The sequence below is a fragment of the Catellatospora paridis genome, assembly GCF_009720365.1.
Lineage (GTDB): Bacteria > Actinomycetota > Actinomycetes > Mycobacteriales > Micromonosporaceae > Catellatospora > Catellatospora paridis.
Map to the genome: position 1 here is coordinate 1084763 of NZ_ML769312.1, position 11157 is coordinate 1095919.

Annotated in this window: 10 protein-coding genes; 5 read left to right on the plus strand and 5 right to left on the minus strand. The window is 68.8% G+C overall.

Annotated features, from left to right (window positions below; genetic code table 11):
• Positions 1-68 precede the first annotated feature (68 nt).
• The gene (locus F9C41_RS04900) at positions 69-1424 is read right to left on the minus strand and encodes a ricin-type beta-trefoil lectin domain protein (RefSeq protein ID WP_230689300.1); all 1356 of its coding nucleotides are present in this window, start codon (positions 1422-1424) and stop codon (positions 69-71) included.
• A 720-nt stretch (positions 1425-2144) separates the two neighbouring features.
• Here F9C41_RS04900 and F9C41_RS04905 point away from each other — a divergent pair.
• The 4 genes from F9C41_RS04905 to F9C41_RS04920 all read left to right on the plus strand — a co-directional run bounded on the left by F9C41_RS04905 (position 2145) and on the right by F9C41_RS04920 (position 5544).
• Positions 2145-3245, plus strand: a complete 1101-nt coding sequence (locus F9C41_RS04905; RefSeq protein WP_155385333.1) for a ricin-type beta-trefoil lectin domain protein — start codon at positions 2145-2147, stop codon at positions 3243-3245.
• A 25-nt stretch (positions 3246-3270) separates the two neighbouring features.
• Complete coding sequence (locus F9C41_RS04910) at positions 3271-4152, plus strand: fructosamine kinase family protein (protein ID WP_155385334.1); 882 nt, start codon at positions 3271-3273, stop codon at positions 4150-4152.
• Between the two features lie 196 nt (positions 4153-4348).
• Entirely contained in the window at positions 4349-4513 is a 165-nt protein-coding gene (locus F9C41_RS04915; protein ID WP_155385335.1) for a hypothetical protein, read from the plus strand.
• A gap of 188 nt (positions 4514-4701) precedes the next feature.
• Positions 4702-5544 carry an SDR family NAD(P)-dependent oxidoreductase gene (locus F9C41_RS04920; protein WP_155385336.1) on the plus strand — a complete coding sequence of 281 codons (843 nt, stop codon included), beginning with the start codon at positions 4702-4704 and terminating at the stop codon, positions 5542-5544.
• A 159-nt stretch (positions 5545-5703) separates the two neighbouring features.
• On the opposite strand, the gene F9C41_RS04925 is transcribed toward F9C41_RS04920, so the two are convergent.
• Together F9C41_RS04925 and mdlC are read right to left on the minus strand one after the other, a co-directional pair.
• Positions 5704-6138 (minus strand): tautomerase family protein, encoded by a 435-nt coding sequence (locus F9C41_RS04925; protein WP_155385337.1) that lies wholly within the window; start codon positions 6136-6138, stop codon positions 5704-5706.
• An 80-nt stretch (positions 6139-6218) separates the two neighbouring features.
• Positions 6219-7832: a benzoylformate decarboxylase gene (gene mdlC, locus F9C41_RS04930; RefSeq protein ID WP_155385338.1), complete on the minus strand. Its 1614-nt coding sequence runs from the start codon at positions 7830-7832 to the stop codon at positions 6219-6221.
• Between the two features lie 314 nt (positions 7833-8146).
• Here mdlC and F9C41_RS04935 point away from each other — a divergent pair, with 314 nt between their 5' ends.
• Complete coding sequence (locus tag F9C41_RS04935) at positions 8147-9745, plus strand: cytochrome P450 (RefSeq protein WP_230689301.1); 1599 nt, start codon at positions 8147-8149, stop codon at positions 9743-9745.
• A gap of 143 nt (positions 9746-9888) precedes the next feature.
• On the opposite strand, the gene F9C41_RS04940 is transcribed toward F9C41_RS04935, so the two are convergent.
• Together F9C41_RS04940 and F9C41_RS04945 are read right to left on the minus strand one after the other, a co-directional pair.
• Positions 9889-10608 carry an ABC transporter ATP-binding protein gene (locus F9C41_RS04940; protein WP_155385474.1) on the minus strand — a complete coding sequence of 240 codons (720 nt, stop codon included), beginning with the start codon at positions 10606-10608 and terminating at the stop codon, positions 9889-9891.
• Between the two features lie 4 nt (positions 10609-10612).
• The coding region (locus F9C41_RS04945; protein WP_155385339.1) for an ABC transporter ATP-binding protein at positions 10613-11157 on the minus strand (545 nt) is incomplete at its 5' end.

Consider the following 11157-nt stretch of genomic DNA (forward strand, 5'->3'; position numbering starts at 1 on the left):
GCCCCCGCACCGGGCCGCGCGGGGCGCCGCCGGGCCGGCCCCCGGGGGCGCCGGCCCGACGGGTCTTGTCAGTTCCGGGTGCTCCACTGCTGGTTGGCGCCGCCGTGGCAGCCCCACAACTGAATCTTGGACCCGTTCGCGGTGGCCGCGCCCGACACGTCGATGCAGAGCCCCGATTGGACGCCCGTGATGGTGCCGTTGGCGTTGAGGTTCCACTGCTGGTTGACCTGGCCGTTGCAGTCCCAGATGATCACGGCGGTGCCGTTGCTGGTGCCGTTGGCGTTGGCGTCGAGGCACTTGTTGCCGTACACCGTCAGCTGCCGGTTCGCGGTATAGGTCCAGCGCTGGTTGGTCCCGCCATGGCAGTCCCACAGCTGCGCCTGGGTGCCGTTCGCCGTGGACGAACCGGGCACGTCGACGCACCGGCCCGACTGCTGGCCCACCAGCAGCACGTTCGACTGGCCGGGTGCCGGACTGCTCGGCGGCGGGGAGCTCGGCGGCGGGTTGGCTCCGAACTGCGACAGGAACCGCCAGGCCTCCGCCTTGCTCCAGGTCCTGACACCGTCCTCACAGCCGGAGCACCCCTCGACCGGCGCCGGCCCGTGCCCGCCGTCGAAGGCGGCCCACTGCACCGGGTACCCCGCACGGCAGGAATAGGTCGTCGTGATGTGCCTGCCGCTGCCCGCGGCCGGTTCCGCGGCGTTCTGCTGGGCGCAGCCGTTGTTGCGCAGGAAGGTGTCGCGCAGTGAGCGGCCCGCCGAGATGTTGAGCACGTTGTCGGAGATGCCGTGGATGCCGAAGTAGGCGATCGGCTGGCTGCCGCCGCTGCAACCCGACAGCTGCGCGCCCGAGTACACCACCACGGCGCGGAACACCGTCGCCCGTGCACAGGCGATCGCGTAGCTCATCCCGCCGCCGTAGCTGAAGCCCATGGCGAACAGCTGCGCGGTGTCGACGCACAGGTCGTTCTCGATCATGCGGATCATGTCGTCGGTGAAGGTGATGTCGGCGCCGCCGGAGTTGGCCCAGCCGTTGCCGAGACCCTGCGGGGCCACCAGGATCGCGCTGTTGTCGGACTGCTGTTGCATGCCGTAGAACGACCACGCGGTCCCGCTGCTCCCGCCCGAGGAGACGTCGTTCATGGTGCCTCCCCGCCAGTGGTAGGCGAAGATCAGCCGGTAGGCCCGGGTGTTGTTGTAGCCGTCCGGGATCCGCAGGTTGAAGCTGCGGCTCTGGCCGCTGCTCTGGATCGTGTACGTGCCGGTGCGCAGTGACGGGGCCTTGCCGCATCCCGCGGTCGTCGCCGCGTATGCCGCCGGGCCGGTCAGCGCGGTGGCCGCCAGGGTGCCCGCGATGACCACGGCGGCTGTGCCGAGCGCGGCGAACCACCGGTGTCGTAAGTGTCGTCTGTGGATGGTTGTCACGGTGCTTCTCCTTGCTTGGGAGCGAGGACTGCACTGCCGGGAGCCGCCTGCGGCTGGGGCACGGGACAGCACAGCCAGACCGCCGCACCCGGGCGGGCAGGCGGTTGATCAGTCGGCGGGTGGAGCCAGACCCGCGCATCGAGACCCGCGGCGCGACTGACGGCCCGGCCGTTGCTTCATAACGCAGCTGGGCTGAGGGCGGTCGGCTTACTGCCCTAGGCCGACCGTCCCACTGGGACAGCGCCACCGTAGCGACGTATCACGTCACATGTCAACGACTGTCGTCGATTCCGGGGCAGCCCCCGCAGGTTTCGATCACCGACCAGAACCACGAGGGAAAACTCTCCCTACCCAGGTTCGGCTCATGATCGTCTCACGCCCAGAACCGCCACCACATCACACGTCATATCGCACCGGTAGGGCGCGGCCGCGCTTGGCCCTTTACCGGGCCTCGCCCCACCGACCGTCAGCTCCCGCCCCTCCCCCAGCCACAAGGTAGCCCTTGACGCATCGAATGTTATCGGTCACATTGGACCCGATACATCACACGTCATCCATGTGAGTAGACCAGGTAGGACAAGTGGCGGCCGACTCCTGGACAAAGCGACACCGATGTGAGCGATAACTGCCGGGCCGGCCGGCCGCGGACTGCCCGGCCGGGCAGCACGGCGGTGGCGCAGTGGTCGCCCGACTCATCGGACCTGAGCGAAGGGATGGACCATGTCCAAGTACGCGCGCTGGCTCGTCACAGCGGCAGCCACGCTGGTGTTGACCGCCGCGGTGACCGCGACGCAGAGCGGCGTCGCCGGCGCCGAGTCCAACGGCGGGGTGCGGGTCATGCCGCTGGGCGACTCGATAACCGAGGGTACCCAGGTGCCGGGCGGCTACCGGACAGGGCTCTGGCAGCGGATGGCCGCCGGCGGATACCGCGTCGACCTCGTCGGCACGCAGTTCAACGGTCCCTCCGCCCTCGGCGACCACGACCATGAGGGCCACCCCGGATGGCGGATCGACCAGATCGACGCCAACATCAGCGGCTGGCTCCAGACGACGAACCCGCGGACGGTGCTGCTGCACATCGGCACCAACGACGTCCTGCAGAACTACAACCTGTCCGGTGCCCCAGGCAGGCTGTCCAGCCTGCTCGACCGCATCACGGCCGCGGCACCGTCAGCGGACGTGTTCGTCGCCACCATCATCCCCCTGAGCAACACCGGCCAGGAGAACGCCGCCCGCACCTTCAACGCCGCCATCCCCGGCATCGTGCAGAGCAAGGTCAACGCGGGCCGACGCGTCCACGTCGTCGACATGCACAGCGCGCTCACCACCGCCGACCTCATCGACGGCATCCACCCGACTGCGACCGGTTACGACAAGATGGCCGCCACCTGGTACACCGCGCTGCGCTCGGTGCCGGGCAGCATCGGCACGAGCACTGGTACGACATCGTCGGCAATGGTCAGCGCGGCCTCCGGGCGCTGCCTCGACGTGCCCGGCAGCAACACGGCCAACGGGGTCCAGCCCATCATCTGGGACTGCAGCGGACGGCCGAACCAGCAGTGGACCGTCAGCGGCCAGAGCATCCAGTCGCTCGGCAAATGCCTGGACGTGCCCACGGGCGCCACACCGGGGTCGAAGGTCCAGATCTGGACCTGCAGCGGAGCGGCCAACCAGCGGTGGAACCTCAACACCAACGGCACCGTCAGCAACTCCGGCTCCGGACTCTGCCTGGACGTCTCCGGCAACGCCACCGCCAACGGCACACCGGTGATCCTCTGGTCCTGCACCGCCGCGGCCAACCAGCGATGGACCCGCATCTAAGAACGAACACGAGGAACCGGTGGTCATGAAAGCGGCGACATTCCTGGTCGAGGCCCTGCTCCGGAGCGGGATGCGCGATGTCGTCACCGTGGAGCCGACCACGGGCGGGCTCGCGGCACTGGCGGGCATAGCCACCCGCCGGGAGGCACCGCCGGTTTTCGTCAAGACCCTCGCCGAGCCGCCGGCCGACGACGTATTCGTCGCGGAGGCTGAGGGACTGGCCGCGCTGCGCAACATCGGCGGCGCGGCGACACCCGAGGTGCTCCTGGCGGACCGAGGACTACTCGTGCTGTCGGTGCTGCGCGCCAGGCCGCGCAGCGAGACCTTCTGGGAGCAGTTCGCGCACGTGCTCGCCCGCCTGCATACGAGCACGGTCCACCATCGCTTCGGATGGCATCGCGACAACTGGCTGGGCCGCCGACGCCAGGTCAACGCATGGAACGACGACGGCTTCGCATTCTTCGCAGAGCACCGGCTGCTGCGGTGGCTCGGGGAGCCGCGCGTCGAGGCCGCACTCGACCGCGCGGACCGGGCGGCGCTGGAGCGGCTCTGTCACCGGCTGCCCGACCTCCTGCCCGACCGCCCGGCCTGCCTGACGCACGGCGACCTCTGGGCGCAGAACATCCTGGCCACGCCGGACGGCGAGCCGGCGCTGATCGACCCGGCGGTGTCCTATATGTGGGCCGAGGTCGATCTCGCCCATGTGTGGTCGACTTCACCCCCGCCCGAGGCCCAACGGTTCTTCACGACCTACGCAGAGCTGACCTCTCTCGACGACGACTGGCGGAGCCGCATGCCGATCATTCAGCTCCGACAACACCTCGCCGTACTGGCCCAATTCGACGATGACTGGGGCGCGGGCGATCAGATCCGCGCCACCCTGGCCCCGTTCCGGACACGGACCTGAACGCAGGGACATCCGACCCGCGATCGACGACGTTCCGTCGAGGTCGACGATGAGCCAGGATCCGCCGGTCGGCCGTCATGGGGCCGCCGGACGGCCCCGCCACAAGGGCATCCAGTGATAATCTTGAATTGCCGGAGAACGCCGCGCCCGCCCGCGCCTCAGGCGGTCGCCATCACGAAGCCTGAGGCCCCGTGACATGGACCCCCTGCTGCTGTTCGGCATCATCGTCGTCGCCTTGTTCGTGCTGTTCCGCATCCGTCCCGGCGGCGGCGGGCGGCTCACCGACCTGGGCGACGCCTTCTGGATCGCCATCCCCATCGCCTTGCTGCTGCTGTGCCTGCTGGGCGCCGGCCTGCTCTAGCCCACACGACCGGTCCGGCACCAGCGCAGCGCAGGCGAGCTGCCAGTCCTGTTCGGACGACCAGCTGTGCCCGTGCCGTCTGTGACCGCACCGACGGCACAGGCGAGGTTCCCGCACCCAGCGTCCGGAACACACACTCATCCTCACGCATTCGAGTATCCCGACCACGTGCCGTCATGCTGGGAACCATGACTCAACGACGTTGGCTCGTCACAGGCTGTTCGACAGGGCTCGGCCGGGCGCTGGCCGAGAACCTGGCCCATACCGGCGAGCAGGCAGTGCTCACCGCCCGCGACCCCCGGACGCTGGCCGACCTGGCCGAGGCGCACCCGGAGCACATCGCCGTCGCCGCGCTGGACGTGCGGGACGAGACGGCGTGCCAGGCCGCCGTCGAGCTCGCCGGGCAGCGTTTCGGCGGGGTCGACGTGCTCGTCAACAACGCGGGCTACGGCCAGTTCGGCTCGGTCGAGGAGGTTTCCGAGCAGGAGGTGCGCGACCAGCTGGAGACCAACCTGCTGGGCCCGTGGCGGCTGCTGCGGATGGTGCTGCCGCAGTGGCGGGAGCGTCGCGGCGGGCACGCCGTGCTCGTCTCATCCACGTGCGGGTCGATGGCCCTGCCGGGCCTGTCCGCGTACACGGCCAGCAAGTTCGCCCTGGAAGGGCTCGGCGAGGCGCTGGCCGCCGAAGCGGCGCACCTGGGCGTGAAGACCACGATCCTGCAGCTGGGCGGGTTCTCCACCAACTACGGCAAGTCCCTGGCCGAGCCGGCGACGCGGATCGCCGACTACGCGGCGGTCGAGGACGGCATCCTGCTGGGCACCCGGAACCTGGCCGAGTACGAGTTCACGTCGTCGCCGCAGCTGTTCGCGCTGCTCGTTCGCAAGGTCGCGGCGATGGCGCAGCCGCCGCTGCGGGTGCCGTTCGGCCGGGACATCGAGGTCTTCCTGGCACCGGCGCTGTCGGCCCGGCAGGCGGCGTTCGAGCAGGCGATCGCCAGCGGCTCCCACCTGCCCGAATGGGTGTCACCGTAGCCCTGGGGCTGAGGCCGGGTGCAGGAGAGCCGCACTCCCCCGCACCCGGCCACGGCTCCCCCGTGGTCGTGTCGATCAGGCGATGACGCAGGCACGGCGTGAAGCCTGACACCGCCGCCGGTCATCGCGCGGGCGTGCTGCCGCCCCGCGGCGGTGGGATCAACTCGGACGGCCGGAATCGTCAGACCGACGAGGCGTCGTGGCTGCGGCCTGCCACTCCACTTCACCGCCGGGCTCTGGCAGCACACGGCCGCCCTCAACGGCGGATTGTGCCGGGCTGTCCTCGATCACGACCAGCACGCGGCTCTCCTCCACGCCGGCGATGCGCGCGGCAGCGGCTGACACCTGGAGCGCCAGCCGGGTGGTGTCCTGCTGGGGGTGGCCACGCCGGGACCAGCCGCTGATCAGAACAGGACGGCCGGGTTGGGCGCCGACGAACACGTCTTCCGGCGGCAGCTCGATGAACACCACATTGACGTACTCCGGCGGCACGTGGTTGATGTCGGAGTGAATTCTGGTGATCTCCGCGGCGAGCGTGGCCTTGTCCTGGGCGCTCAGCGTGCCCTGGGCGACGGTACAGCTGTACAGCGGCATGTCGCGTTCCTTACCGGATGGCCGTCGAGGGCGGCCGTCGCGGAGACTCCCCGATCGGGCCTCCACGGCGGCCGCACAGCTCAGAGCGCGGTCTTCTGGGGCTTGGTCCGCACCACGATGACGGTGGGACCGGCGGTTCCCAGCGCAGCGGTGAACTCGGTCTCCAGCTGCTCGGTAGTGGTGACCTCGACGCTGTGGCAGCCGAAGCCGCGGGCCACGGTCGCGATGTCCAGTCCGGGCAGGTCGAGTCCGGGCACGCCCGGTGTGTGCTCGAGTTCGGCGAAGGACTTCAGGATGGAGTACTCGCCGTTGCGCATGGCGACGAAGACGACGGGCAGCTTGTGCTGGGCCGCGGTCCACAGTGCCTGGATGGAGTACTGACAGGACCCGTCGCCGATCAGGCAGACCACCGGGCGTTTCACGTTCTGGGCTGTCAGGCCCATGGCGATGCCGACCGTGGCCGGCAGGGCCCACCCGATGCCTCCGCTGGGCGTGCCGTAGAACGACTGCGGCTCGGTGGTCGGCAGCCATTGCGCGTGCTGGCCCATGGTCGAGGTGGACTCGTTGACGATGACCGCGTGTGGCGGTCGGACCCGGCTCAACGCCGCGTAGACCTCGTCGGGGGTCAGCGGGCTGCTGGGCGTGGACGGCAGCTTGCGCGGCCATGCCAGCGGCGGCGGCGCGGTGCGGGCGCTGCCACCGGCGACGAGCTGCACCAGCTGCTGGATCGCCTGCTTGGGGTTGCCGAGCAGGCTGTCGCCGACGCGCGCGGCACCGGCCACGCCGGGATCCTCGGTGATCTGCAGCAGGTCCGTGCCCGCGGGCAGGATGTCACCGGGCACCCACGGGTAGTACCGGAACACCTCGGTGCCGATGACGACGACGAGATCGTGTCCGGCCAACCGGTCGCTGACGCTCTTCAGGGACATGCCGAGCGGCCCCTGGTACAGCGGGTGGTCCTCGGGGAACGAGGTGCGGTCGGCCAGGGGCGCCCCGTAGACGGCGGCGTTGAGCTTCTCGGCCAGTGCCACGGCGTCCTGCCAGCCGCCGGCCCGGTCCACATCGGGGCCGAAGACCAGAGCGGGGTGCTGGCTGGCGCTGATGCGGTCGGCGAAGTGGCGCAGGCGCTCAGGGTCGGGGGCGTAGCTGCTGCTGACCGAGCGTCGTACTGCCGGGCCGTCCAGCGGCTGGTTCCAGTCGTCGAGCGGGATCGACAGGAACACCGGGCCCGCGGGCGGCTGCAGTGCCATCGCGTACGCCCGCATGAACGCCTCGGGCACCGCCCCGGCGCGTGCCGGCTCGTAGGACCACTTCACCCATGGACGAGGCATCATCGTCGCGTCGGGGCTGCTCAGATAGGGATCCCCTACGAGCATTTCCCGGTGCTGCTGGCCCGCAGTGATGATGAGCGGCGTATGCCCCTTGTTGGCGGCGATCAGGTTGCCCATGCTGTTGCCGAGCCCTGCGCAAGAGTGCAGGTTGACCAGCGCCGGGCGCCCAGTGGCCTGCGCGAACCCGTCGGCCATCGCTATTGCCGACGCCTCCTGCAGCGCCAGGACGTAGCTGAAGTCGTCAGGAAAGTCTTGCAGGAACGTCTGCTCGGTGGACCCGGGGTTGCCGAACACCGTGGTCAGGCCGAGCGACCTCAGCAGGTCGTAGGTCACGCTGTGGACCGTCGTCTTGATGTTGTTCATGTCAGCAGACCGCTCCTCACCAGTGAGCACATCAAATGACCGCTGGGTGCGGCTACCGCGGCTTGAGCGCAGGTGCCCACGATCACCGGAACTTACACAGCGTACATAAGTTCTCACGATCAGTAGGCTAGAGCGCCAGATGGTACCGGCTCGCCGACCAGTGTCCGCACGATCGGACCGACAGGAGCGGGCTTCACCTGCATATCCGACTCAGGCGGCGCTACACCGTGCGATCATCCGGGGAGTTCAACCCGCGCCTGTCACGCAGGTCCGCTGCAGCAGATGTGCGACAGCAGTCCAACCGGGGGTACCAAATGACTCAGAAGATGAGGCCGGACACGCCTGGTGCGGCACCCGACGCCGCCACAGCGCGGGAACACCCGCCGAAAGCACCTCGGACGAAGGCCAAGGCAAAGGGATCGAAGCAATCGGTCGCCGAGGCACAGGGCGCGCAGGAGCCGACACAGAGGTCGCTCGTGATCAAAGCTCCGGAGGAGACCCTTCCCGTCGGCTTGGTGCCGCCCGACTTCCACGCCGACTATGTAGCCGGCGTGGTTGCGCCGTTCATGCTGAGCAACGAGTTCACCGGCGAGACGCCACTGCTGCCGTTGATCGATCTGGCGCTTACCAAGGAGAAGGCCGTTCCCGTCCAACTGTGGGGCATGCTCTACAAGGGATGGACACCCAATCCCGAGGGCGAGGGCGTGTCGGTGTTCTTCCAAGGCTACGAGAACCGCGGACCGAACAACGCGCGCAAGAAGATCTATATGACGGCCACCACGCCCGACCTGATCAAGACCAAGTACCGGCCGAAGATCCATGAGTTCTACACGCGGTTTCTGTCCGACGACAACGTCGGCAAACCGTTGATGGCCGAGTACTTCGCCAATTACTACGACCTGTACTGGAACCTGCATGTCGGCGCGACCGGCGACCAGATTCCGGCCGAGGTCCGGCAGTACAGCAGCGCGTTCAACGCGGTCATCGGCTACTGGTTTCCCACCGAGGAGGTCGTGCGGCAGGCCTATATGCAGGCCCGCGCCACCCGTGAGGGACTGCGCGACTGGCTCGACGTGCGCGTGCAGGCGATCATCGACGGCAAGACGCCCGGCATCGACAGCACGTTCGTGCACTACTGGCTCGAGAACGGCGAGCTCGGCGACGACTTCCGGCGCACCGACATGATCTTCGAGTGCTTCCACAACTTCCTGGCCTTCAGCCAGTGGGGCAACATGGTCTACCGCGTTGCCGCGATGCTCTCCACAGATGGCGACCCGAAGGTACGCGAGTCGTTCGGCAAGACGATGTCGCAAGCCCCGGACACGCCCGACAGCTCGGACTTCACGCCGCTGGACCGGTTCGTGATGGAGCTGTTCCGGTTCATCACACCCAATGGCGGCAGCCTTTCGATGCTGCACCGCCGCCACGCCCTGCTCGGCGAGGGCTTCAACGGGATACTCACCCCGCACCGGCAGGCGTGCATGGACCCGCGCCTATGGGAGAACCCGACCGCGTTCGACCCTGACCGCTACCGCGACGTGGCTACCACTGCCGACAACGATGCCTCCGCGTGTGAGGACGTCAGGCTGGCCCGATGCCCGTTCGACAAGGAGCCGTTCGCCGTCAAGGACGGACGCGACGTCACCATGACCAACTCAGTGTTCGGGGCGGTGTACAGCGAGATCGACGGAACTCCGTATCCACTGGTCGATGCCGCCGGATACGCGCCATTCGGGTTCGGCTACCGCCGTTGCGCCGGTGAACAGCTCACCATCGAGTTCATCAAGCAGATGCTCCACAAGGTGTGGCAGGACAAGATCACATTCGTCGACCTCCACCTCGAGTCACCGGCCAAAATGCCGGTCGGACCCGGAACCGTGCTCGATGACGGCATCGGCTTCACCAAGGGTTGAGCATCTCGCAGCGGTGGGGAAGGCCATCTGTTCCGATCACCTGTTTCGGGCTGTACTCCGATCTCCGTCGGGTGACCGGAAAACTGTGTCGGGGCGTTTCGAGCGCCACTCACGGTGAAACGCCCCGACACCGGATCGTCTTGTCAGGGGACGAGTGCGCCGTCGCGGAGCGTGACGACGCGATCGGCCATCTCCATCAGTGCCGCGTCGTGGGTGGCGACGAGTGCTGTCATGCCGCGGGCGTGCACCAGGGCGCGGAGCAGGTCCATGATCTGGCGGCCGGTCTCGGAGTCGAGCTGGCCGGTCGGTTCGTCGGCGATGAGCAGCTGCGGGTCGTTGGCCAGCGCGCGGGCGACCGCGACGCGCTGCTGCTGGCCGCCGGACAGCTCGTATGGCCGCTGGTTGGCGTGTGCGCCGACCCCGACCAGTTCCAGCAGCACCGACACCCGCTGCTCGCGCTCTGCGGGCGGCACCTTCGCCAGCCGCAGCGGCACGCCCACGTTCTCGGCCGCGGACAGGATCGGCACCAGCCCGAACGACTGGAACACGAACCCGATCACGTCTCGGCGCAGGGTCACCAGCTGAGGCTCGGCCGCGGAGGTGACCTCCTGCCCGCCGATGAAGACCTTGCCCGAGGTGGGCCGGTCCAGGCCGCCGATGATGTTGAGCAGCGTCGTCTTGCCCGCGCCCGAACGGCCGCGCACCGCCACCAGCTCACCGCGCCCGGCGCTGAACGACACGTCCCGCACCGCGTGCACGACCTTGCCGGCCCGGCCGTACTCACGGCAGACGCCTTCGACCCGCACCAGCTCCTGCTCCCGACTCGCCCGGTAGCGCGGCACGATGGGCAGCACCTGCGTCATCGCCTCATCCACGGCGCACCTCCACATGGTCGGACTCCAGGTTCAGCTTCACCCGGTCCTTGAGTTCCAGTTCCTGCACGAACGACGACGGCAACTGCATCCGGCCCGCCCGGTCCAGCACCGCGTACTCCTCGCTGACCAGCTCCGTGCCGCCGTCGGCGGTGACCCGCGCACTGCGGCGCACCTCCGAGGCCAGCCGCCCGTCGCGGATCGCCACGGTACGCCGCACCTGCGTCGACACGTTCGGGTCGTGGGTCACCACCACCACCGTCACACCCAGCTCGGCGTTGATCGTCTGCAACGCGGTGAACACCGCCGCCGCCGTCGACTCGTCCAGCTCACCGGTCGGCTCGTCGGCGAACAGCACCTCCGGGTCGTTGGCCACCGCCAGGGCGACCGCGACGCGCTGCTGCTCACCACCCGACATCTGATCCGGCCGCCGGTCCGCGCAGTAGCCGACGCCGACCATCTCGAGCAGCTCGTAGGCCCGCTGCCGGGCCGCGCGGCCCGACCGCGTGCCCGCCAGCTTCATCGGCGTGATCACGTTCT